The sequence below is a fragment of the Delftia tsuruhatensis genome, from assembly GCF_903815225.1.
In the GTDB taxonomy this organism is placed as follows: domain Bacteria; phylum Pseudomonadota; class Gammaproteobacteria; order Burkholderiales; family Burkholderiaceae_C; genus Comamonas; species Comamonas tsuruhatensis_A.
The window spans coordinates 1,460,156-1,484,149 of sequence record NZ_LR813084.1; the positions used below are offsets into that span (position 1 = coordinate 1,460,156).

Below are 23,994 nucleotides of genomic sequence, written 5' to 3' on the forward strand. Positions count from 1 at the left end.
CGGCCATCCGGTCGGAGAGGGCCGGGCGTCGCAGCGCAGCGTGGGCAAGCTCGACGTCCGCCCGGCATGCTAGGTAGCTTGCGTGACATGGAAATGTCATGAATATGACGAAGTCGTGACGCTGCCATGGGGCACGGCTGCGGTGCCCCAAAGAAAAAGCCCCTGAGAAGGGGCTTTGCTCTCACTGGGACAACCCCGGTGGCGGGGGTGGCTCGGAGCCGATGGCATCGCTGCTGTCGCTGGCATCGGGGGCGGCAAAGCAGTCGCGGAAGGTGAAGACGATGGAGGTGAAGAACATCGCGGCCAGCAGCATGGCCGTGGCGATCACCAGGCCGTTGGCGATATTGCCCAGGACCTGGGCCAGGATGGCGGTGACCAGGGACATGACGATGCCGGCGACGATGAACACGCCCATCCAGCTCAGGCCGAAGACCACCAGCGCACCGATGTTGCGCACGCAGGCCACCAGGCTGAAGAACAATGCCTTGACCGGGGGAATGTTGTGCCAGTGCACCAGTCCCGGGGCATGCCAGAACAGCAGCGACAGCGGCAGATAGAGACCCATGCTCAGCCACATGGCGGCCTGGAAGTCGGCGGACTCCGCGATCTCGCGCGTCAAAGGCTCGCCACCCAGGTAGACGTTGGCGAACTGGCCGTCGTCCACCAGCATGGACAGGCCCATGATCAGCAGGAAGCCGGCTGCATACATGGCACCCAGGGTGATCATGGAGTTCAGGCGCTGACGGCCGGTGCGAAAGGCCACCAGCAGCAGGGTCGGCGTGGGCGCCCGCCCGTGCGAGGCCTCGGCGGCGGCCACCATCATGGCCAGCGAGGTGGCCGGCAGCAGGCCCAGGGCGATCACGGGGCCGATCAGGGGCAGCAGCGTCACCAGCGAGATGGCCGCCATCGACAGGAAGAACAATGCCGCCAGTGCCAGCGGCTGCTGGCGGAAGGTGCGGATGCCCTGCTGCACCCATTGCAGGCCGGTGCGGGCGGGAACGATGAGAAGTTTCATGGGGTGAGGAGGTCGGGGCGTCCCGGCGGACATGGCCTCTGGCGTGGGCCGCGCGGCCGGCGCCGGAACGGGGACTGTACCCGAGGATGTGGCGCCATGGACCGCAAAGCCCCTGGCCCTGGCGCCAGGGGTGTCAGGCCAGCGCCACGGGATGGGCCAGGCGCTGGCGCAGCACGCGCTCGAAATGCGTGGGGTCGTGGGGCGTGAGCAGCGAGGCCTCGCGCGGCAGATGGAAGTCCCACAGGCGCGAAATCCAGAAGCGCAGCGCGCCTGCGCGCAGCATGGGGTTGAACAGCTCGCGCTCGGCGGCGCTCAAGGGGCGCACGCCCTGGTAGGCGTCGATCATGGCCTGTGCCTTGGCCGCGTCATGGGCTCCGGTGGCATGGTCTATGCACCAGTCGTTGAGGCAGACGGCCAGATCGAACAGCCAGCTGTCCACGCCGGCGAAGTAGAAGTCGAAGAAGCCGGTCAGCCGCTCGCCCTCGAACATCACGTTGTCGCGGAACAGGTCCGCGTGCACGGGACCGCGCGGCAGGGCGGCATAGGCCGGGGAAGCGGCCACGTGGTTCTGGAAGGCCAGCTCCGAACGCAGCAGTTCGCCTGTGGCGGCGTCGATGTGCGGGATCACCGTGGGCACGGTCTCGTTCCACCAGGCCAGGCTGCGCAGGTTGGGCTGCTGGCGCTCGTAGTCGCGTCCGGCCAGGTGCATGCGTGCCAGCATCTCGCCCACGGCCGTGCAGTGCACGGCCTGGGGGGCCAGCTCGCTGCGACCGGGCAGGCGGTTGACGATGGAGGCCGGCTTGCCGCACAGGCGCAGCAGGATGTCGCCGCTGCGCGCCTCGGCCTGCGGATCGGGCACGGGGATGCCGGCCTGGGCCAGGTGCTTCATCAGGTACAGGTAGAACGGCAACTGCTCGGCCGTCAGACGCTCGAACAGTGTCAGCACCCACTCGCCCTGGTCGGTGGTGAGAAAGTAGTTGGTGTTCTCGATGCCACCCTGGATGCCGCGCAACTGCTTGAGGGTACCCAGGGACATGCGGCGCAGCAGTTCGCGCGCGTCTTTTTCGGTGACTTCGGTGAAAACGGCCATGTTGCGAAGCCGGCCTTCACGGCACGGCGGAAATCGTTGTCTTCAGATACGTAAAAAGGGCAGCGCCATCAGGCGCTGCCCCTGGGATGCCGCCCGCTGCGGGGCAGGGCAGTCCTGCGAGGTTCAGAACTTCTTGAGGTTCCAGACGCGCGTGCCATTGGTGCCGTCGCCATCTCCACGATTGCGCGAGGCACGCGCGCCATCGTTGGACTGCACTTCGTAGGAAGGCATGTCGCCGACCTTGGGCTGCACGGTGATGCTGCGTGTCTGGCCGCCCACGCGCAACTCGTCCACCCGGCTGCCGCCATCTTCCACATGGATGTGTTCCACGCGCTGGTTGGTCCTGTCGCGGCTCTCGGGCCTGCCCGTGTCCGGCGCGGGCTGGGCGGAGCCCGCATCTGCGGGAGCGGTGGAGGCCGCCGGGGCAGGCGTGGTGTTCTGGGCCAGCACGGGGCTGGCGGCCAGGCTCAGAAGAATGAGGAGTGGTGCGGCGCGCATGCCGGCATTGTAGAACCTGCGCACGCCGCTGTCGCGCGCGTACGCCAGCCGGCACGTGCACAATCGGCGCATGAGCAATTCCAAGACCCTGGTGCTGATCGACGGCTCCAGCTACCTGTACCGCGCCTACCATGCCATGCCGGACCTGCGTGCCGAGCCCGGCAATCCGGCCAGCCCCGCCACAGGCGCCATCCGAGGCATGATCAATATGCTGCAGGCGCTCAGGAAGGAAGTGCCGGCCGACTACGCCGTCTGCGTGTTCGACACCAGCGGGCCCACCTTCCGTGATGCGTTGTACCCCGAGTACAAGGCCCAGCGCGCGCCCATGCCCGATGACCTGCGTTCGCAGATCGACCCCATCCATGAAGTGGTCCGGCTGCTGGGTTGGCCCGTGCTGGCCATCCAGGGCGTGGAGGCCGACGATGTGATCGGCACGCTGGCCAAGGCCGCCGCCTCGCAGGGTGTGAACGTGGTGATCTCCAGCGGTGACAAGGACCTGTCGCAACTGGTGGATGAGCACATCATGGTCATGGACACCATGAGCGGCAAGCGCCGCGACGTGGCTGGCGTGACGGCCGAGTTCGGCGTGCCGCCCACGCTGATGGTCGACTACCAGGCGCTGGTCGGCGATGCCGTGGACAACGTGCCGGGCGTGAACAAGGTCGGCCCCAAGACGGCGGCCAAGTGGCTGGCCGAGCATGGCTCGCTGGATGGCCTGATCGCTGCCGCCGAGGGCATCAAGGGCGTGGCCGGCCAGAATCTGCGCGACGCCATCGCCTCGGGGCAACTGGCGCTGAGCCGCCAGCTAGTGACCATGAAGACGGACTGCGACCTGCGGGCCGAGGTGCCCGGCCTGCCTCTGCTGGATGCGCTGGCGCCACGCGAGCCCGATGCCACGCCGTTGCGCGAGTTCTACGAGCGCTATGGCTTCAAGGGGCTGGCGCGCGCACTGGGCGGTGCAGCGGCCGAGCCCGATGCGCTCGAGGCCGTCAAGGCCGGTCGCAAGGCGGGCAGGCCGCGTGCCGACCAGGCCACGGGCGACATGTTTGCGCAGGAGCAGACCGAATCCGACCAGGCCACGACCGAGGCCGAGGCGGCCCAGCAGCGCACGCTCGACTACGACGTGGTCCTTACCTGGGACGCTTTCGACCGCTGGCTGGAGCGCATAGGCGGGGCCGAGCTCACGGCCATCGACACGGAAACCACCTCGCTGGACGAGATGCGCGCCGAGATCGTCGGCATCTCGCTGAGCGTGGAGCCCGGCGCGGCGGCCTATATCCCGCTGCGCCATGCGGGTCCCGATGCGCCCGAGCAATTGCCCGTCGACGAGGTGCTGGCGCGCCTCAAGCCCTGGCTGGAGGATGCCCGCCGGCCCAAGCTGGGCCAGCACGTGAAGTACGACCGCCATGTGTTCGCCAATGCCGGCGTCGAGGTGCAGGGCTATGTGCACGACACCATGCTGCAAAGCTATGTGCTGGAAGTGCACCGCCCCCATGGCCTGGCCAGCCTGGCGCTGCGCCACGCCAACCGCACGGGGCTGAGCTACGAGGACCTGTGCGGCAAGGGGGCCCACCAGATTCCCTTCGCCCAGGTGCCCGTGGACAAGGCCGCAGCCTATGCCTGCGAGGATGCCGACCAGACGCTGGACGTGCACCGCGTGCTGTGGCCGCAGTTGCAGGCCAGCGACGGCCTGCGCGGCATCTACGAACTGGAGATCGCCACCAGCGAGGCCCTGTACCGCATCGAGCGCAATGGCGTGCTGATCGACGCCGCCACGCTGGCCAGGCAAAGCAACGACCTGGGCCAGCGCATCGTGCAGCTGGAGCAGGAGGCCTATGACATCGCGGGCCAGCCCTTCAACCTGGCCAGCCCCAAGCAGCTGGGTGAGATCTTCTTCGACAAGCTGGGCATGCCCGTCGTGAAGAAGACCGCCACGGGCGCGCGCAGCACCGACGAGGAAGTGCTGGAGAAGCTGGCCGAGGACTACCCGCTGCCGGCCAAGCTGCTGGAGCACCGCAGCCTCTCCAAGCTCAAGGGCACCTATACCGACAAGCTGGCGCAGCTGGCGCTGCCGCGCACGGGGCGCGTGCACACGCACTATGCCCAGGCTGTGGCGGTGACGGGACGCCTGTCCAGCAACGATCCCAATCTGCAGAACATCCCCATCCGCACGCCCGAGGGCCGTCGCGTGCGCGAGGCCTTCATCGCCGCGCCCGGCCATGTGATCGCCAGCGCCGACTACTCGCAGATCGAGCTGCGGATCATGGCCCACCTGTCCGGCGACGAGTCGCTGCTGCGCGCCTTCCACGAAGGCCGCGACGTGCACCGCGCGACGGCTGCCGAGGTTTTCGGCGTGGAGCTGGAGCAGGTCAGCAGCGAGCAGCGCCGCTACGCCAAGGTCATCAACTTCGGGTTGATCTACGGCATGAGCAGCTTTGGCCTGGCCAGGAACCTGGGCATAGAGACCAAGGCGGCGGCGGCCTACATCGACCGCTACTTCCAGCGCTATCCGGGCGTCAAGCGCTACATGGACGAGACGGTGGAGTTCGCGCGCGAGCACGGCTATGTGGAAACCGTCTTCGGCCGGCGCCTGTACCTGGTGGACATCAACGGCGGCAGCGGCCCGCGCAAGAAGGCCGCCGAGCGCCAGGCCATCAATGCGCCCATGCAGGGCACGGCCGCCGACCTGATCAAGAAAGCCATGGTCGCGGTGCAGGCCGAGCTCGATGCCAGGCAGTCCGAGGTGCGCGTCATCATGCAGGTGCACGATGAACTGGTGTTCGAGCTGCCCGAGGGCGACGTGGACTGGGTGCGCTCCGAGATCCCTCGCCTGATGGCTGGCGTGGCCGAGCTGAAGGTGCCTCTGCTGGCCGAGGTGGGCGTCGGCCCCGACTGGGACAAGGCGCATTGAACTTCACGCAGGCATCGTAGACTGGGCCGGTTCTCAACCACCACCAAGGAGAGATGCATGCGTGATGATCAGCGGCAGGACCTGATGGCCCTGGTTCCGGGCCAAAGTACCGAGGCCGGCCCTTCGCGGCGGCTGGCGCTGCAGACGGCACTGGGATTGGGCTATGCGGCGGCGGCCACGCCGCTGATGGCGCAGACGGCGATTTCCACGCCGGCCGACGGCTTGACGGCAGGGGAAGTGCATTTCACCGTCAACGGCTTCCAGGTACCGGCCTACCGCGCGGCGCCGGCGGGCAGGAAGAACCTGCCCGTGGTGCTGGTGATCTCCGAGATCTTCGGCGTGCACGAGTACATCGCCGACACCTGCCGGCGCCTGGCGCGCGCGGGCTACCTGGCCATCGCTCCCGAGCTGTTCGCGCGCCAGGGCGATCCCATGGCCTACGGCGAGATCGCCAAGCTCATGAGCGAGCTGATCTCCAAGGTCCCTGACGAACAGGTGATGGGCGACCTCGATGCGGCCGTCGAATGGGCGGGCACGCAGGGCGGCGACAAGTCCCGGGTCGCCATCACGGGCTTTTGCTGGGGTGGACGCATCACCTGGCTGTATGCGGCCCATGGCCCGGTCAAGGCCGGCGTGGCCTGGTACGGGCGACTGGAGGGCGCCAAGACCGCCCTGCAGCCTCGCCACCCGCTGGAGCTGGCCTCCAGCCTCAAGGCCCCCGTGCTGGGCCTGTATGGTGGCCAGGACACGGGCATTCCGCTGGAGTCCGTGGAGCGCATGCGCGCAGCGCTCAAGCAGGGCTCGGCCGCGGCCAAGGCTTCGGAGTTCGTGATCTATCCGCAGGCGCCTCACGCCTTCCATGCCGACTACCGGCCCAGCTACCGCGAGCAGGCGGCCAGGGACGGTTGGGAAAGGATGCTGGCCTGGTTCAACAAGAACGGGGTTGCTCCCTGAGCGGCTGCTTTGCCGGGCCCCCAAGCGCTGTGCCAAGGGGGGCTTGACAGCTTCTGTAGGCTGAAACCCAAGGGCATGCAAAACCGCGGCCTGCTCCCTTCATGGGATCGCAGGCCACGGCGGCGATGCGGCCCGTCTTCTGCGAGAATTCGCGGGTTTCGCCTGCAAGGGCATACGGTTGAAGCATAAATCGCTATGACATTGGTAGCAATCATTCTGGCCACCCTGGCCGCCGGCATTGGCAGCGTCTGGGTGGCCGCGTTGTTGATGGGGCTGGGAGGCAACCGCTCGCCGGGCATGATGCCCCAGCGCCTGCTGAGCCTGGCGGCCGGGGCCTTGCTGGCCACGGCCTTCATGCATCTGCTGCCCGAGGCCTTCGAGAGTGAGGCCGGGGCGCATGACCTGTTTATCACGCTGCTGGTGGGCCTGGTGTTCTTCTTCCTGCTGTCCAAGGCCGAACTGTGGCACCACGGGCACGAGCATGGCGAGGCCCACGCCCACGCCCACGCCCATGCGGGAGACCACGGCCATGATCATGGCCACCATGGGCACGCGCATGGCCATGGCGGGCGCGGCGGCAGCGGCTGGGCCGTGCTCACGGGCGACAGCGTGCACTGCTTTGGCGACGGCGTGCTGATCGCCTCTGCCTTCATGGCGGACTTGCGCCTGGGCCTGATCGCCGCGGTGTCGGTGCTCGCGCACGAGGTACCGCACCACATGGGCGACATCGTGGTGCTGCGGCAGTCCAGTTCCAACCGGCGCGTGGCCCTGATCAAGGTGTCCATGGCCGGTGCCGTGACCACGCTGGGGGGCATCGCGGGCTACTTCCTGGTCGGGCAACTGCAGGAGCTGCTGCCGTATTTCCTGGCCGTCGCCTCCAGCAGCTTCATCTACGTGGCGTTGGCGGACCTGATTCCGCAGCTGCAAAAACGCCTGAGTGCGCGCGAGACCGTGGCCCAGGTGGGCTGGCTGCTGCTGGGCATCGTCCTGGTCACCGTGGTCAGCGGCGCGGCCCACGCGCATTGAGCGCGGGTCACGGGCGCCAGCACGTCAACACGGCCGGTGTCATCGCAGGAGGGCGCTGCCCGGCTCCAGGGACGTGCCGCCCAGCAGGTCGGCGTAGTCCACGGCGTATTTGATGAAGGCGGCATGGCCTTCGATGCGCAGCTTGCGGCGCAGATGCAGGCGGTGGGTTTCCACGGTGCGCACCGAGGTGCCCATGAGCGCTGCGATCTCCTTGTTGGAGCGGCCTTCGGAGATCCACTGCAGCACGCTGGCCTCGCGCGGCGTCAGGGCGCGCCGGGGGCCGTACATGCCTCCGTCGCCCTCGACCACGGTGCGCAGGCCGGGACTGAAATACAGGCCCCCGCCGTAGACCGTATCCATGGCTTCTATGAGCTGTTGCGCCGGCGCGTCCTTGAGGACGTAGCCGCGCGCGCCCAGCGCCACGGCGCGCCGCACGTACTCGGGGTCTTCGTGCATGGACAGCACCAGCACGCGCACCAGCGGGAACTGCTCGCGGAACAGGGCCGCCAGGTCGATGCCGCTGGCGCCCGGCATGCGGATGTCGGTGACCACCAGGTCGGGCGCCAGCTCCCGCGCCAGGGACAGGGCCTGGTCCACGCTGGCGGCCTCGCCCACCACGCGGATATGGTCCGTGGCCTGCAGGCGCATGGAAACGCCGTCGCGCACGAGAGGATGGTCGTCCACCAGAAGAACGCGGATCATGGGGTTCATGCGGCAGCCTGTGGAAGTTCGAATTCTGGGGAGGAGTGCTGCGCGGCAACGCCGTCCCGGTAGAGAACCGCGACCAGCCGGGTGCCCCTGCGGCCCGAGCTGATGGACAGCTGGCCGCCCAGGCCCTCGATGCGCTCGCGCATGTTGCGCAGTCCTATGCCGCACTGGCGGTCGCGCTGCACACGGCGCATGTCGAAGCCCCGGCCATCGTCGCTGACCTGCAGCACGGTGCGGCGGCGCTGAAAGTGCAGGCTGACCTCGATGCGTGTCGCCTGCGCGTGGTTTTGCGCGTTCGTCACGGCCTCCTGGGCCACGCGAAACAGCGCCGTGGAGTGGCTGGGGGGCAGGAGGCGGGGCTCGCCACGGCAGCCGAACTGCATGTGCAGGCCGCCTTCGGCGTGCACCTGCTGGCTCATCCATTCCAGTGCCGCAGCCAGTCCCAGGTCATCGAGCAGGGCGGGGCGCAGGCCGTGCGACACGCGCCGTATCTCGACCAGCGCGTGGTTGAGCTGCTCCAGCCCCTGATCCACCATGCGCCGGGCCGTGGCGGGGTCCTGGGTGGCCAGTCTTCTGAGCTGGGCCTGGGCCGTCTCCAGCATGAACTTGGAGGAGACCAGCACCTGGACCACGCCGTCGTGCAGATCGCGCGCCACGCGCGTGCGCTCCTCCTCCTGCGAATGCACCACGCGTTGCGCCAGCCGTTGCAGCTTGGTGCTGGAGACGCGGTGGTCGCTGAGATTGAAGGCCAGGCCCGCGACACCGATGAGCACGATGCACAGCGCCGCAATGGCAAAGATGCGCCAGCGCGTGGCCGCGATATTGGCCTGGGCGCTTTCGTCGATCTGGCGCAGCGCCTGCTCCACATCGTCCAGGTACAGGCCGGTGCCCAGCGACCAGCCCCATTCGGGCACCGTGGCCACGTAGGCGAGCTTGGCCTCGGTGCGCAGCGAGGACGGCTTTTGCCATTGGTAGCGCACCAGCCCGCCGCCGCCGCGCGCGGCATCCAGGATGATGCGGGCGGGCTCGGCGCCGCCCGGGCTGTTGGGGTCGCACAGGTCCACGCCCGACAGCCCCATCTGGCGCGCGTCCAGCAGCACGCTGCCGTGCTCGTCGTAGACGAAGAAGTAGCCGTCTTCCCCGAACTGCATGCGCGACAGCGTCTCCAGTGCCTGGCGCTGCTGCTGCGCCAGCGCCTCGCCGCTGGACTTGATGCGCGCCAGCGCGGTGCTCGCCAGCTGCACATAGTGGCGCAGCTCCGTCTCCTTGCTGTGCAGGTAGGCGGTTTCCACCAGTTCGCGCTCCTGGCGCGCGAGCTCCAGCGTCTGATGCTGCACGGTCGCCGCGACCAGGCCCAGTGCGACCAGGATGGCGGCGATCGACAAAAGCGCAAGTTTCAGCGGAAGTTGCATGGGAGCCTGTGTGGGATGCACCGACGCTCTTGTCGGTCCTGCGCCTGACCCTTGTCAACAGGGGTTGCGCGTATCGCGTGGGGCGCGGTCCCGGATCTTGCGAATGGCAGGCGCGTTACCCCTCCCAGTTCCAGATCGTGTGCATATTCCCGTGAATCAGCATGCGGGAGCGACGATATTGAATATCCCATGATTGAGCAATGCATTGAATTATTCATCGCGCACGAAAGAATATCCGATCAGTGCGCGGAAGTGGATATGCATTTTCTTGGTGCAATGTCCCCATCTTGGGGTTCTGGATAATCAATCTGCCGTATTGTGGTGCGCCATACCTCTGCGGTCCTAAGTGTTCGGCTGCATGGAGCAGAATCCATGCCAAGTCATTGTTTTCAAAGAGAGTGTTTGCACTGCGTAGCACTGCGCAGGCCGGTCTGCGTAGTGGTGCGTAGGGGAAAATTGATTATCGAATGCCTGCCATCCCTGCCTAGAATTTCTCCATGAAACAACGAGTTTGAATCATTTTGTATCAATGGTTCGTGCCACCTTCGATGTTTTTTGAAGGTGACCAGGTGTTTCTGGAATGCCGATGTGGCCCTGTGGTGCACGGCAAATGAAATCCGGCTTTTTAACAGGAGGGCAATGCCATGGATATTCGTTCGAACAAGGGGCGCGCGGCGCTGGCGTGCGCGGTGGCCGTGATGGCGGCGGCGCTGGCGGGCTGTGCGGCGCCGAACAGGCGCGAGGTGCTGTCCACCACGCAGATCTACCCGGCCATAGGCCCCTATTCGCAGATGGTGGCGCATGGCAACACCCTCTATTTCTCGGGCGTGCTGCCGCTGAACGCCCAGGGCACGGCCATCCAGGGCACGACCATCGAGGAGCAGACCCGCGCGGTGCTGGACCACATCGGCGCCAAGCTCAAGTCCCAGGGGCTGTCCTACGAGGACGTGTTGTCGACCTCGGTCTTCATGAAGGACCTCAACGAGTTCGCGGCCATGAACAAGGTCTATGGCGAGTACTTCAAGACCGGTGCGCCGGCACGGGCCACCGTGGAAGTCGCGCGTCTGCCGCGCGACGTGAAGATCGAGATCTCGGCCATCGTCGGCCGCCGCTGACATCCAGGAGGACACCCCATGAACGGCATCCATTGCGACACCACGGCATCCTCCGCACCGGCCCGCGCCGGGCTCGAGTCGGGCTATCCGCAGCGCTGGACCTCCAAGCGCCGGGACTTTCTGCGCATGCTGGGCTACGGCACCGGCGCGGCCACGCTGGGGCCGCTGCTGGCGGCCTGCGGCAGCGGCAATGCGCAGACCTCGGCCGCCGCGCTGCGCGAGCAACTGATGCGCGACGAGGCCTTCTGGACGGATGTGCAGAACATGTTCATCCTCAAGCCCGAGAAGACCTACATGAACATCGGCACGGCCGGCTCCATGCCCAAGCTGGTGCTGGAGGTGTTCGACACGAAGAACCGCGAGAAGGCGGCCGATTCGGGCAATGGCTACAGCAACCTGCTGGACCTGCGCAAGCAGGTGGCTCCGGGCTTCGGCGTGGATGCCGACGAGCTGGCGTTCTCGGCCAACACCTCGTCGGGCATGTGCCACGCCATCCTGGGCATCGACTGGCAGCGCGGCGACGTGGTGGTGACCACCAACCATGAGCATGGCGGCGGCGACACGCCCTTGAAGATCGCCCAGGACCGCTACGGCATCGAAGTCTCGCGCATCGCGCTGCCAGTGGGCAACAACCAGACGGCAGCCACCTATGTGAACCTGTTCGACGAGCGCATCCGCGCGCTCAAGGCCCAGGGCAAGCGCGTGCGCGCCATGATGTGGTCCTCGCCCACCTACAAGACCGGCACCATGCTGCCCATCGCCGACCTCATGACCGTGGTCAAGGCGCACGGCCTGATCAGCATCGTGGACGGCGCCCACCTGCCGGGCATGATGGCCTACAACTACGCCGAGCTGGGCATGGACTTCATGTCGGGCGCAGGCCACAAGTGGCAGTGCGGTCCGGGCTCGACGGGCATCCTCATCATCCGCAACAAGATCCGCGCCTCCAACCCGCTGCCGCTGCCCAAGTGGTACCCGGTGCACACCAGCGCCTACCCCGCGCTGGAACGCACGACCACGGCCAAGGAGACCTTCGACGTGGCGGCTTCGGTCACTGCCTGCGGCAGCGTTCACACGCCCATGTTCCAGGCGCTGGTGCAGGCCTGTACCCAGTGGGACGGCATCGGCCGCAAGAAGATCGAGACCTATGACCTCACGCTGTCGTCCTACCTGAAGGAGAAGATCGTGGAGCGCTGGGGCGTGGACTCGCTGTACTCGCCCAAGGACGATCCCAAGCTGCTGTCGGCGCTGACCTGCTTCAACCCGTTCCAGAACAAGGACGACGTGATGAACGGGAGCAAGTCATCGACCTTCGTGGCGCGCATGCTCAGCGACTATCCGCAGGGCTTCGTGATCCGCAACTCCAACTTCCCCGTCATCGGTGCGCCGGCCGACCACTATGGCGTGCGCGTCTCCACCCACCTGTGGCACGACGCGCGCGACATCGATCTGCTGGTGGATGCGATGTGGGACCTGTCTAGAAAAATGGCGTGACCCCCTGAGGCGCTGACGAGCCTTCCCCCTTCTCGCTTCGCGGAGGGGGACGACACCCTCGGTGCGGGGCGGCCCTTCCTCGGTGTCCCTGAGACGGGCCGCGCCTGTTTCAAGCCTTGCGCTCTCTGGCGCGGTCAGGGCATCAGCCCGGCTGGCTTTCGTCGCGGATGGCGGCGCGGACCTGGGGGAGCTGGCGGCGGGAGACCATGAGCAGTTCGGGGATGCCGTGCAGGCGCAGGGCCCAGCCTTCGCCTTCGGCGGGGTCGTCGTGGCGCTCCAGGCTGCGCAGGGCATTGCGGGCCACCAGGGCGTTGCGGTGCACGCGCAGCAGGTGGTCGGCGTGGCGGGCTTCCAGTTCGGCCAGGGCACCGTCCAGGATGTAGCTGCGGCCCACGGTGCGCACGGTCACGTATTTCTGCTCTGCCTTGAGGTAGAGCACCTCGGACAGAGGCAGCCGCACGGTGGCGCCGCGGTCCTGTATCAGCAGCACGGGGCTGCTGTCGCGCTCCGCCGTCTGGAGGGCGGTCGTGCGCGCGGCCTTGGCCAGGGCCTGCTGCAGGCGTTCGCGGCGCACGGGCTTGGTCAGGTAGTCGGCAGCGTCCAGGTCGAAGGCATCAACGGCATGGCCGGCGTGGGCCGTGACGAAGACCACGGCAGGCGGCTGTGGCAGGCGGCGCAGCGCATGGGCCAGGGACAGGCCGTCCTGGCCCGGCATGTGGATGTCCAGCAGCGCCAGTTCCACGGCACGCGGCCCTGGCGCCTGCAGTACCGCCATGGCCTCGCGTGCATCGGCGGCTTCGCTGATCAGGTGCGGACCGGTACCCGTGCAGGCCTGCACGTCGGCCAGCAGGGTGCGGATGCGGGCGCGTGCCAGGGCTTCGTCGTCAACGATCAGGATGTGCATGGTTCTTCTTCGATGGGGCGGCCGGGGCTCGGCGCCCTGCGGGCACGGCCAGCGGAAGGCTGATGCGCACCACGAAATGGCCCTGGAGCGTGCGGGCCTTCAGATGCGCCTGCAGGTCATGCAGCAGCGACAGCCGGGCCCGCACATTGGCCAGTGCCATGCCGTGGCCGCGCGTGGACGCAGCGTGCACGACATCGGTCGGCAGGGTGTTGGTGATGCGCACCTCGACCTGGTCGCCACGGCGCTCGGTGCGCACCTGCAGCTTGCCACCGCGCGCGCTGGGCTCCACGCCATGGCGTATGGCGTTTTCCACGAGTGGCTGCAGCAGCAGCGGAGGCAACAGGGCGCCGTGGGCGCCGGGATCCAGCTGCCATTGCACCTGCAGCCGCTCGCCGAAGCGCACCTGCTCTATGGCCAGGTAGCGCTGGGCCAGTTCGATCTCCTCGGCCAGGGTCGTCGTGCTGTGGGGCTCGGCCAGCGCGTAGCGGAACAGGTCGCTGAGGTCCTCCAGCAGGGCCTCGGCCTTGGCCGGCTCGGCGCGCACCAGGGCAATGGCGCTGTTGAGCGTGTTGAACAGGAAGTGCGGGCGGATGCGGGACTGCAGCTCGGCCAGGCGGGCCTGGGTATAGGCCGGGGCATGGCCGCGCGCGCGCAGCACCAGGGCCGCCACCAGCACGGCCGCCAGCAGGCCGCCCGCCGTGGCGCTGGCCAGCCAGGGCGCGCCGCCGCCGCCGGCCCATTGCAGCATGGCGCAGGCATAGAGCCCGGCGCCCATGCCCAGCAGCACGCCGGCCGCGTACTGGCCGGCGGCAGGCAGGCGCTGCAGCGGGTGCTTGAGCAGGCAGGCCACCACCAGCCAGACCAGGGTGCCGGGCAAGCTGGCACCGGTCAGCAGGGCCATCTGCTCCAGCCATTGCAGGGGCGAGTCGGCGCCGAACATGGCGGCCGAGGCCACCACGGCCTGCACGAAGAGCACGGCGCGCAGCACCACGCCGACGTTGCAGGCGTCGAAGACGAGCGCCGCGGGCGCAGAAGCTGCAGGGGGCGGTGGCTGGGTGGACAAGATCGTTTCGGCTGGATGACGGGCGGGGCAGGGGCCGCCTGCCGGGATTATGGCCATGGCGGCGCGGCCTGCACAGCGGCGGCCGAGGCCCCTGCCCGGGCGGGGTGCGGCCCAGGTCGATAGAATCTTCGCTTCCTGCCTGCGCCGGGGGGCGATGCCGCCCGCCGCCTTATCGAAGATCGCGTCCTCACATGTCTGCCAATCAACCAACGTCCGCCTCGCACAACCAGCTCGACACCAAGGCCCAGGCCTGGTCCGCTCTCTTCGAAGAGCCGATGAGCGATCTGGTCAAGCGCTATACCTCCAGCGTGTTCTTCGACAAGCGCCTGTGGCAGGCCGACATCATGGGCAGCCTGGCGCACGCCGAGATGCTCGCCGCCCAGGGCATCATCGGCGCCGCCGACCATGAGTCCATCCGCAAGGGCATGGCGCAGATCACGCAGGAAATCGAATCCGGCCAGTTCGAGTGGAAGCTCGACCTGGAAGACGTGCACCTGAACATCGAGGCCCGCCTGACCCAGCTGGTCGGCGACGCCGGCAAGCGACTGCACACCGGCCGCAGCCGCAACGACCAGGTGGCCACCGACGTGCGCCTGTGGCTGCGCGGCGAGATCGATCTGATCGAGGGCCTGCTCAATGAGCTGCAGCTGTCCCTGGTCGAGGTCGCGGAAAAGAACGTGGACGTGATCCTGCCCGGCTTCACCCACCTGCAGGTGGCCCAGCCCGTGAGCTTCGCCCACCACCTGCTGGCCTATGTGGAGATGTTCAAGCGCGATGCCGAGCGCATGCTGGACCTGCGCCGCCGTGTCAACGTGCTGCCGCTGGGCAGCGCCGCCCTGGCAGGCACCACCTACCCGCTGGACCGCGAGCGCGTGGCCCGCACCCTGGGCATGGAAGGCGTCTGCCAGAACTCGCTGGACGGCGTCAGCGACCGCGACTTTGCCATCGAATTCACCTCGGCCGCCAGCCTGTGCATGGTGCACGTGAGCCGCCTGTCCGAGGAACTGATCATCTGGATGAGCCAGAACTTCGGCTTCATCCGCATCGCCGATCGCTTCACCACCGGCTCGTCGATCATGCCGCAGAAGAAGAACCCCGACGTGCCCGAGCTGGCACGCGGCAAGACCGGCCGCGTGGTCGGCCACCTGATGGGCCTGATCACCCTGATGAAGGGCCAGCCCCTGGCCTACAACAAGGACAACCAGGAAGACAAGGAGCCGCTGTTCGACACGGTGGACACCCTGAAGGACACGCTGCGCATCTTCGCCGAGATGATTGGCGGCCAGGCCGACCCGGCCACGGGCGGCAAGAAGGGCGGCATCACCGTCAACGCCGAAGCCATGCGCGCCGCAGCACTCAAGGGCTACGCCACCGCTACCGACCTGGCCGACTACCTGGTCAAGAAGGGCCTGCCCTTCCGCGATGCGCACGAGACCGTGGCCCATGCCGTCAAGCTGGCCTCGCAAAAGGGCGTGGACCTGACCGAGCTGCCGCTGGCCGAACTGCAGGCCTTCAACCCCGGCATAGCGGCCGATGTCTTCGAGGCGCTCAGCCTCGAAGGCTCGCTCAATGCACGCAACACACTGGGCGGCACGGCGCCGGCCCAGGTGCGCAAGCAGCTCGCCGGCCACCAGGCACGCCTGAAGGCGCGCCTGGGCTGATCCCCTCGAACGCGGAGCCACGCCCATGACATCCTCCCGCCGCCAACTGCTGACCGAGGCGCTGCGCGCGGCCGGCGCAGTGACCGCCGTTGCTGCCTCGTCGGCCCTGGCTCCGCTGGCCTGGGCACAGCCGGGACAGGCCATCCGCATCCTGGTGGGCTTTCCGCCGGGCGGCGGCACGGACGCCATCGCGCGCCTGCTGGCCGACCGGCTCAAGGACGTGCTGGGCACCACGGTGCTGGTGGACAACCGTCCCGGCGCGGGCGGCCAGATCGCAGCGCAGCAGCTCAAGGCAGCCGCGGCCGACGGGCACACGCTGTTCCTCACGCACGACCACACCATCTCCATCCTCCCCCAGGTGGTGAAGAAGCCGGGTTTCGACCCTGGCCATGACTTCGTTCCCGTGGCCGGCTTTGCCACCTTCGTGAACGCGCTGGCGGTCTCCGCCAACACGCCGGCGCGCAACCTGGCCGAGTATGTGGAGTGGGTGCGCCAGGGCGCAAGGCGGGGCAGCATCGGCATTCCCGCGCCCGCGTCCACGCCGGAATTCCTGGTCAGGCTGCTGGGCGAGCACTACAGGCTGGATCTGGTGGCCGCGCCCTACCGGGGCAGCGCGCCCATGCTGGCCGACATGCTGGGCAACCAGATTCCGGCCGGCATCGCCTCGGTGCAGGACTTCATGGAAAACCACAAGGCCGGCAAGCTGCGCGTGATCGGCGTGCTGGGCACGCGTCGCCAGGCCACCATGCCCGAAGTGCCCACGCTGGCCGAGCAGGGCGTCAAGGGCTTCGAGGACACGCCCTACTACGGCATCTACGCGCCGCGCGGCACGCCCCAGGCCTTCATCGACCGCTTCTCCGCCGCCGTGGCTACCGTGCTCAAACAGCCCGATGTGCACGAGCAGCTCACCGCCCTGGGCCTGACCGTGGGCCACATGCCGCCCGCACGGCTGGCCGAGCGCGAGCAGGCCTATACCCAGGTCTGGAAACGCATCATCCAGACCAGCGGCTTCCAGCCACAGTAAGACATGCGGACTGCGGGGCGACAGCCCCTGTGGCCGGCAACAAGCGCTGTGTTTTGGTACGGCCATCGCCGAAGCTGGCCTGCATAGCGGCTGGAGTGAATCCTTGTGAGCGGACATATATGACGCGTTGATGCGCCGATGTCTTACAGATGGATACACCGCAGACGCGGTTCCGGGCACCCGCAGCAGGGCCTGCAGCGGATGCGGGCCGGTATCATCCCGCGCAGTGGTTTTCAGCCGCAGCGGATGCGGCCCTGCATTCGGTGCATGCGGGCGACAGGCCAGCGCCTTGTTCCAGCCCTTGCCGCCGAGCCCTGCCAGCAGCGCAGGGTTTTTCCATTTGCATTGGCAGCGTGTCATGCGGGCAGCTCGCATCGCAGTGCTGAAATCCTGCTCATTCCAAGAAAACAGCGGGCCATCTGAGCCCGACAGAAGGGATTGCCATGGGGGTGCTTCGCATGAAAGCGATCAATGGGTTGCAGGGGGCTCCGGCGCACAGCCGGCCCTGGAGCCGGTGGGGGTTGGGGCTGCTGCTGGGATCGGCGGCGCTGACGGCGCAGGCCGTGGGCGTGCGCCAGTTCAGTCCGCAGGGGGAGGTGGCCAAGGTCGAGCAGGTGGTGGTGCAGTTCGATGGCACGGCCGTGCGCTTTGGCGACCCCAAGGCGGCCGCGCCGGTCACGCTCAGCTGCAGCGATGCGGCGGCCACCCAGGGCACGGGCCGCTGGAACAGCGACCGGGAATGGGTGTTCGACTTCAAGCAGGCCCTGCCGCCCGGCGTGCGCTGCACGGCCCAGCTGGTGGCCGGCTACAAGTCGCCTGCGGGCACGGCCGTGACGGGCGCTGCCAGCTACCAGTTCCAGACCGGCGGCCCGGCCGTGCTGGACATGGCGCCCGACACCTATGAACAGATCGACGAGGAGCAGTACTTCGCGCTGCGCCTGTCGGGCCCGGCCACCGTGCAAAGCCTGCAGCAGCACATGTGGTGCACGGCCGAAGGCGTGGGCGAGCGCATTCCCGTGCGCCTGATCGACGGCAAGGAGCGCGACGAGCTGCTCAAGCACCGCGGCTGGGACAAGGCTGCTGCCAAGAACCCGCTGCAGTACGCTACGCTGGCCTGCAACCGCCGCCTGACGGCGGGCACGACCATGAAGCTGGTCTTCGGCGCCGGCATTGCCACGCCCAATGGCGTGGCCAGCCGCCAGGACAGGCGCTTCGAGTACCGCGTGCGCGAGCCCTTCGCGGCCGAGTTCAGCTGCGAGCGCGAGAACGCCCAGGCCGCCTGCCTGCCGATCCGCCCCATGCGCCTGAGCTTCAATGCGCCCGTGCCGCGCAAGCTGGCCGAGGGCATCCGCCTGAGCAGCGGCGCCTCCAAGGTGGCGCCCGTCATCGACGGCGAATATGGCGAAAAGCTCGGCGAGGATTCGCTGGTGCAGAACCTGAGCTTCCCGGCCACCATGCAGGCCCAGGGCCGCTACACGGTGGAACTGCCGCCGCAGTTCAAGGACGCGGCGGGCCGCAGCCTGAGCAATGCCGACATGTTCCCGCTGCAGGTGGCCACGGGCGCGCTGCCGCCGCTGGCCAAGTTCGCGGCCTCGCCCTTCGGCATCGTCGAGCGCTATGCCGAGGGACCGGACGGCCCGGCCCTGCTGCCCGTGACGCTGCGCAATGTGGAGTCCGAACTGGCCACCAAGTCCCTGGATGCCAGCCGCGTGAGCACCAAGCAGCCCGGCAGCGACGCCGAGATCATTGCCTGGATGCGCCGTGTGGCGGACTACGAGTCCTCCGACATGGACCGCAAGCGCGCCTCGCGCGACATCAAGGGCCCGCTGCCGCCCGTGATCGACAACGAAAACCGCGACTATGTGCAGACGCGCATGCTGTCGCTGCTGGCCGGCCAGGGCGACGTCAAGACGCTGGAGCTGCCCAAGCCCGTCAAGGGCGATCCGCGCCCCTTCGAGGTGGTGGGCATTCCGCTCACGCCGGGCTTTCACGTGGTCGAGATCGCCTCGCCGCTGCTGGGGCAGTCGCTGCTCGATGAGCGCTACGGCTCGGCGCGCAGCATGTATGTGCGCACCTCGGCCCTGGTGACCAACCTGTCCGTGCACTTCAAGCTCGGCCGCGAAAACGCTGCCGCCTGGGTGACCACGCTGGACAAGGGCCAGGCCGTGGCCAATGCCAAGATCCAGGTTTCCGACTGCAACGGCAAGGTGCTGACCTCGGCCACCACCGACGCCAGCGGCGTGGCGCGCCTGGAAGGCCTGTCGCCCGAGCCGCCCCAGTGCACGGGCGGTGTCGGCTACCGCTCGCCGGCCTACTTCGTCAGCGCACGCGCCCAGGGCAAGGACGGCCAGCAGGAGCTGGCCTTCACCTGGAGCGACTGGCAGCGCGGCATCGAGTCCTGGCGCTTCAACGTGCCCACCAGCAGCAGCGCCCGGCGCGACGAAGTGGCCCACACCATCTTCGACCGCACGCTGCTGCGTGCCGGCGAGACCGTGTCCATGAAGCACCTGATGCGTACCCAGACCGGCATAGGCCAGGGCCAGGGCGGCTTTGCGCTGCCCGAGCAGCGGCCCACGCAGCTGGTGATCACGCACGAAGGCAGCGGCCAGCAGTACACGCAGCCGCTGGAGTGGCGCTCCACGGGCACGGGAGGCCTGAGCGCCGAGAACAGCTTCTCCGTTCCCAAGGGCGCCAAGCTGGGTTCCTACTCCGTGGAGCTGCGCGGCGACGGCGGCAATGGCGCGCGCGGCCGCAGCACACGCTTCGGCACGGGCAGCTTCCGCGTCGAGGAATTCCGCCTGCCCGTCTTCGAAGGCCGTGTCGGACCCGAAGGCAAGCAGGCCCTGGTCGGCGTCTCCAGCCTGCCGGTGCAGGTGCAGGTCAACTATGTCTCCGGTGGCCCGGCCGCCAACCTGCCGGTGCGCGTGTCGGCCCTGGTGCGGTCCACCGCGGTGGACCGCAGCGAATGGCAGGGCTTCAGCTTCTCGGCGCCGCGCAGTGCCGAGGACACGGGCCAGAGCGACGACGAGGAGGCCACGGCCTCCCAGGACAGCAAGGTGGTGGCCGACAAGCTGCCCGTGACGCTGGACCGCGAAGGCCTGGGCAAGCTCAAGATCGAGAACCTGCCCAGGCAGCGCGAGCCGCGCGAGCTGCTGATCGAGGCCAGCTACGCCGACCCCAATGGCGAGGTGCAGACCCTGCGCAGCACGCAGACGCTGTGGCCCGCGGCCGTGGTCGCCGGCGTGCGCGCCGAAAACTGGATCACCACGGGGCGCAAACTCCAGTTCCAGGCACTGGCCCTGGGCGTCGACGGCAAGCCCCAGGCCGGCGTGCCGGTCAAGGTCGAGGCGATCTCGCGCGTCACCACCTCCAGCCGCAAGCGCCTGGTCGGCGGCTTCTACAGCTACGACAACCAGACCGCGCTCAAGTCCATGGGCACGGTGTGCTCGGGCAGCAGCGATGCCCAGGGCCTGGTGCAATGCGAGGCCCAGCTGTCGCAGCCCGGCGAGGTCGAGCTGATCGTCACCGCCTCCGACAAGGAAGGCCGCGCGGCCCAGGCCGCCTCCAGCGTCTGGGTCACGCGCCAGGGCGAGTTGTGGTTCGGTGGCGAGGACCATGACCGCATGGACGTGCTGCCTGAAAAGCGCAGCTACGAGCCCGGCGAGACCGCGCGTTTCCAGGTGCGCATGCCCTTCCGCTATGCGACGGCCCTGGTCGCAGTGGAGCGCGAGGGCATCGTCAGCACCCAGGTCATGCAGCTCAACGGCCAGAACCCGACCGTGGAACTCAAGGTCCAGCCCGACTGGGGCCCCAACGTCTACGTGAGCGTGCTGGCCTTGCGCGGACGGCTGCGCGAGGTGCCCTGGTACAGCTTCTTCACCTGGGGCTTCAAGGCACCGCGCGAGTGGTGGAATGCCTTCTGGTACGAGGGCAAGGAATACATCGCGCCCACGGCCCTGGTCGATCTGTCCAAGCCGGCCTACCGTCTGGGCATGGCCGAGATCCGCGTGGGCACCAAGGCCCACCGCATCGACGTCAAGGTCACGGCCGACCAGGCCAGCTACCAGGTGCGCGGCACCGCCAAGGTCACGGTCAGCGCCACGCTGCCCGATGGCAAGCCCGCTGCCGGTGCCGAAGTGGCGCTGGCCGTGGTGGACCAGGCCCTGCTGGAACTCATGCCCAACACCAGTTGGCAACTGGCCGATGCCATGCTGCGCCGGCGCGACTGGGGCGTGCAGACCTCCACCGCGCAGATGGAGGTGATCGGCCGGCGCCACTATGGCCGCAAGGCCGTGGCCGCAGGCGGCGGCGGTGGCCGAAGCCAGACGCGCGAGCTGTTCGACACACTGCTGCTGTGGAATCCGCGCGTGGTGCTCGATGCCCAGGGCAAGGCCCAGGTCAGCGTGCCGCTCAACGACTCGCTGACCACCTTCCAGGTGGTGGCCGTGGCCGACCAGGGCCTGGCGCTGTTCGGCACGGGCCAGGCGCCCATCCGCACGGCCCAGGACCTGCAGATCATCAGCGGCCTGCCGCCGCTGGTGCGCGAGGAGGACCAGTTCCGCGCCCAGGTCACGCTGCGCAACACCTCGGCCAAGGCCATGAAGGTCCAGGTCACGCCGCGTGCCACTTTGTTGGAGCTGGCGCAGCAGACCGTGGACATTCCCGCCGGCGAGGCGCGCGAGGTGGCCTGGAACGTGACGGCGCCGGCCCAGTTGGGCCAGACGCGCGCCGAGGCGCTGATCTGGGAGATCGAGGCGCGTGATACCGCAGGCGGTGACAAGCCCGCCAGCGACAGGCTCAAGATCAGCCAGCGCATCATCCCGGCCGTGCCGCTGACGGTGCAGCAGGGCACGCTGATGCAGGTCGACGGCAGCATCAACCTGCCCGTGCAACTGCCGGCCGATGCCCTGGCCGGCCGTGGCGGCCTGCGCATGTCGCTGGCACCCAAGCTGGCCGAAGGCCTTCCTGGCGTGCGTGACTGGTGGGCGCGCTACCCGTACAGCTGCCTGGAGCAGGTCACCAGCAAGGCCGTGGGCATGAGTGATGCCACGCTGTGGCAAAGCACGATGGGCCAGTTGCCCAACTACCTGGACGGCGACGGCCTGGCCAGCTACTTCCCGCTGGGCGCAAACACAGCGGCGCGCGGCAGCGATGCGCTGACCGCGCATCTGCTGAACCTCTCGGCCCTGGCCCAGGGCGTGGACAAGCGCTTCGTGCTGCCTGCGGCCGAGCGCGAGCGCATGGAAAACGGACTGATCGCCTTCGTCGAGGGCCGCATCCAGCGCAACTTCTGGAGTCCGCGCAAGGACCTGGACATGCGCAAGCTGGCCGCCATCCAGGCGCTGGCGCTGACGGGCCGCGCCAACCCCCGCATGCTCGACAGCATCACGATCGCGCCCAACGACTGGCCCACGCATGCCGTCATCGACTGGGTGGCCCTGCTCAAGCACGTGCGCGAGCTACCCCAGCGCGACGCCCAGCTGGCCCAGGCACAGCAGATCCTGCGTGCGCGCCTGAGCTTCCAGGGCACGCGCGTGGGCTTCAGCAACGAGCAGGATGACCAGTGGTGGTGGCTGATGCAGGGCCCCGAGGTCAACCTCGCGCGCCTGATGCTCGTGAACATGGACGACCCGACCTGGAAGGACGACCTGCCGCGGCTGGCCAACGGCTTCATCTCGCGCCAGGCCAATGGCGCCTGGAGCACGACCACGGCCAACCTGTGGGGCGCTCTGGCCCTGCAGCGCTTCTCGCAGCAGTTCGAGGCCACGCCCGTCACGGGCGCCACCCAGGCGGCCCTGGGTGCCGCCCAGGCCCGTGTGGACTGGAGCCAGGTCACGCGCATGCGCGCCAGCGACAGCGAGGGGGCGGCCCACCAGGCCTCCAGCTTCGGCGCGACCACGGTGGTCGGTGGCCTGCGCAACAACACCATGTTCCTGCCGTGGAGCGCGGTGGGTGATGCCCGCAAGGGTCAGCTGACGGTGACCCAGCAGGGCACCGGCAAGCCCTGGCTCACGCTGCAGTCTGTGGCGGCCGTGCAGCTCAAGGCGCCGTTCAGCGCCGGCTACACCGTCACGCGCACGGTCCAGCCCGTGGAACAGGCCGACAAGGGCCTGCCCGCAGGCCAGTACTCGCGAGGCGACGTGCTGCGCGTGACGCTGGAGGTGCAGGCAAAGACCGACATGACCTGGGTGGCCATCACCGACCCCGTGCCCACGGGCGCCACCATCCTGGGGGGCGGACTGGGGCGCGACTCGGAGATCGCCTCGGGCGGCGAGCGCGCCGAAGGCTCGGGCTGGCTGGCCTACGAGGAGCGCAGCTTCGAGGCCTACCGCGCCTACTACCAGTACCTGCCCAAGGGCAATACGCGCGTGGAATACACCGTGCGGCTGAACAATGCCGGCGACTTCGCGCTGCCGCCCACGCGGGTGGAGGCGCTTTACGCGCCCGAGATGTTCGGCGAGGTTCCCAACGCCCGCATCAAGGTGAGCGACAAGCGCTGATGCAGCGTTGATGGCGCCCTGACAAGGGGGCGGCCCTGCGGCCTATGATGGCTGCAGGACCGCCCCCTTTTTTCATCACCCTCCGCTCCATGGCACAAGTCATCCTCTCTCCGGTTCCCGCAGGCAGCGCCCTGCAGGACCGCCTCAAGACCGCCTATTTCCACGACAGCTACCAGCTGCAATTGCCGGACGACGGCAGCAGCCCCATGGCGCTGTACCTGCGCGCCGTGGGACGCACGCCGGGCTGGATCGACTTCCTGATGCGCATGCGCAACCGCATGGTGGCGCCCTTCGGCATCAAGGACCTGGGCACCCTCAGCGGCGTGGATGCGCAGCGGGCTCCATCGAGCTACCGCGTGGGTGACCGCGCCGGCATCTTTCGCGTTCATTCGCTGAGCGACGACGAGGTGGTGCTGGGCGACAGCGACAGGCATCTGGATGTGCAGGTCTCCCTCATGAAGCTGCCCCGGCCCGAAGGCGGGTCGTCCAGCACATTCACCGTCGCCATGTCCACCGTGGTCCATGTGCACAATGCCCTGGGCCGCATCTACATGCTGGGCGTGGCGCCGGCACACCGCGTCATCGCGCCGGCGGTGGTCGCCCGGCTGGCCGGCTGAAA

Annotated in this window: 16 protein-coding genes; 9 read left to right on the forward strand and 7 right to left on the reverse strand. The window is 68.3% G+C overall.

Going from position 1 to position 23,994, the window contains the following annotated elements; all coding sequences use genetic code 11:
* Window positions 1–181: 181 nt before the first annotated feature.
* The 3 genes from L1Z78_RS06615 to L1Z78_RS06625 form a co-directional block, all read right to left on the reverse strand.
* Complete coding sequence (locus L1Z78_RS06615; protein ID WP_234640751.1) at window positions 182–1,015, reverse strand: BPSS1780 family membrane protein; 834 nt, start codon at window positions 1,013–1,015, stop codon at window positions 182–184.
* A 133-nt stretch (window positions 1,016–1,148) separates the two neighbouring features.
* Window positions 1,149–2,105 (reverse strand): homoserine kinase, encoded by a 957-nt coding sequence (locus L1Z78_RS06620; RefSeq protein WP_234640752.1) that lies wholly within the window; start codon window positions 2,103–2,105, stop codon window positions 1,149–1,151.
* A gap of 123 nt (window positions 2,106–2,228) precedes the next feature.
* Window positions 2,229–2,603: a hypothetical protein gene (locus L1Z78_RS06625; RefSeq protein ID WP_234640753.1), complete on the reverse strand. Its 375-nt coding sequence runs from the start codon at window positions 2,601–2,603 to the stop codon at window positions 2,229–2,231.
* Window positions 2,604–2,673: 70 nt separating this feature from the next.
* Here L1Z78_RS06625 and polA point away from each other — a divergent pair, with 70 nt between their 5' ends.
* From polA to L1Z78_RS06640, 3 genes are all read left to right on the forward strand, one after another.
* The gene (gene polA, locus L1Z78_RS06630) at window positions 2,674–5,514 is read left to right on the forward strand and encodes a DNA polymerase I (protein WP_234640754.1); all 2,841 of its coding nucleotides are present in this window, start codon (window positions 2,674–2,676) and stop codon (window positions 5,512–5,514) included.
* A 57-nt stretch (window positions 5,515–5,571) separates the two neighbouring features.
* Window positions 5,572–6,468 carry a dienelactone hydrolase family protein gene (locus L1Z78_RS06635; protein ID WP_234640755.1) on the forward strand — a complete coding sequence of 299 codons (897 nt, stop codon included), beginning with the start codon at window positions 5,572–5,574 and terminating at the stop codon, window positions 6,466–6,468.
* Window positions 6,469–6,663: 195 nt separating this feature from the next.
* On the forward strand, window positions 6,664–7,494 hold the full coding sequence (locus tag L1Z78_RS06640) for a ZIP family metal transporter (RefSeq protein WP_234640756.1): 831 nt from the start codon (window positions 6,664–6,666) through the stop codon (window positions 7,492–7,494).
* 39 nt (window positions 7,495–7,533) lie between these two features.
* On the opposite strand, the gene L1Z78_RS06645 is transcribed toward L1Z78_RS06640, so the two are convergent.
* Window positions 7,534–8,205: a response regulator gene (locus tag L1Z78_RS06645; RefSeq protein WP_234640757.1), complete on the reverse strand. Its 672-nt coding sequence runs from the start codon at window positions 8,203–8,205 to the stop codon at window positions 7,534–7,536.
* The gene (locus L1Z78_RS06650) at window positions 8,202–9,614 is read right to left on the reverse strand and encodes a cache domain-containing protein (RefSeq protein WP_234640758.1); all 1,413 of its coding nucleotides are present in this window, start codon (window positions 9,612–9,614) and stop codon (window positions 8,202–8,204) included. The genes L1Z78_RS06645 and L1Z78_RS06650 overlap by 4 nt, the downstream gene beginning before the upstream one ends.
* Window positions 9,615–10,258: 644 nt before the next feature.
* On the opposite strand from L1Z78_RS06650, the gene L1Z78_RS06655 reads away from it, so the two are divergent.
* Entirely contained in the window at window positions 10,259–10,729 is a 471-nt protein-coding gene (locus L1Z78_RS06655) for a Rid family detoxifying hydrolase (protein WP_234640759.1), read from the forward strand.
* An 18-nt stretch (window positions 10,730–10,747) separates the two neighbouring features.
* Window positions 10,748–12,223 carry an aminotransferase class V-fold PLP-dependent enzyme gene (locus tag L1Z78_RS06660; RefSeq protein WP_234640760.1) on the forward strand — a complete coding sequence of 492 codons (1,476 nt, stop codon included), beginning with the start codon at window positions 10,748–10,750 and terminating at the stop codon, window positions 12,221–12,223.
* A 142-nt stretch (window positions 12,224–12,365) separates the two neighbouring features.
* On the opposite strand, the gene L1Z78_RS06665 is transcribed toward L1Z78_RS06660, so the two are convergent.
* Both L1Z78_RS06665 and L1Z78_RS06670 read right to left on the reverse strand, forming a co-directional pair.
* Entirely contained in the window at window positions 12,366–13,127 is a 762-nt protein-coding gene (locus L1Z78_RS06665; RefSeq protein ID WP_234640761.1) for a LytR/AlgR family response regulator transcription factor, read from the reverse strand.
* Complete coding sequence (locus tag L1Z78_RS06670; RefSeq protein WP_418921674.1) at window positions 13,108–14,247, reverse strand: sensor histidine kinase; 1,140 nt, start codon at window positions 14,245–14,247, stop codon at window positions 13,108–13,110. Before L1Z78_RS06670 ends, L1Z78_RS06665 begins: the two co-directional genes overlap by 20 nt.
* Before the next feature lie 134 nt (window positions 14,248–14,381).
* On the opposite strand from L1Z78_RS06670, the gene argH reads away from it, so the two are divergent.
* The 4 genes from argH to L1Z78_RS06690 all read left to right on the forward strand — a co-directional run bounded on the left by argH (window position 14,382) and on the right by L1Z78_RS06690 (window position 23,992).
* Window positions 14,382–15,851, forward strand: coding sequence for an argininosuccinate lyase (gene argH / locus L1Z78_RS06675; protein WP_234640763.1), 1,470 nt, complete (start codon window positions 14,382–14,384; stop codon window positions 15,849–15,851).
* Between the two features lie 25 nt (window positions 15,852–15,876).
* Window positions 15,877–16,875: a Bug family tripartite tricarboxylate transporter substrate binding protein gene (locus tag L1Z78_RS06680; RefSeq protein ID WP_234640764.1), complete on the forward strand. Its 999-nt coding sequence runs from the start codon at window positions 15,877–15,879 to the stop codon at window positions 16,873–16,875.
* Between the two features lie 443 nt (window positions 16,876–17,318).
* Entirely contained in the window at window positions 17,319–23,375 is a 6,057-nt protein-coding gene (locus L1Z78_RS06685; protein ID WP_234640765.1) for an alpha-2-macroglobulin family protein, read from the forward strand.
* A gap of 89 nt (window positions 23,376–23,464) precedes the next feature.
* Window positions 23,465–23,992 carry a DUF2867 domain-containing protein gene (locus L1Z78_RS06690; protein ID WP_234640766.1) on the forward strand — a complete coding sequence of 176 codons (528 nt, stop codon included), beginning with the start codon at window positions 23,465–23,467 and terminating at the stop codon, window positions 23,990–23,992.
* The last annotated feature ends 2 nt before the right edge of the window (window positions 23,993–23,994 follow it).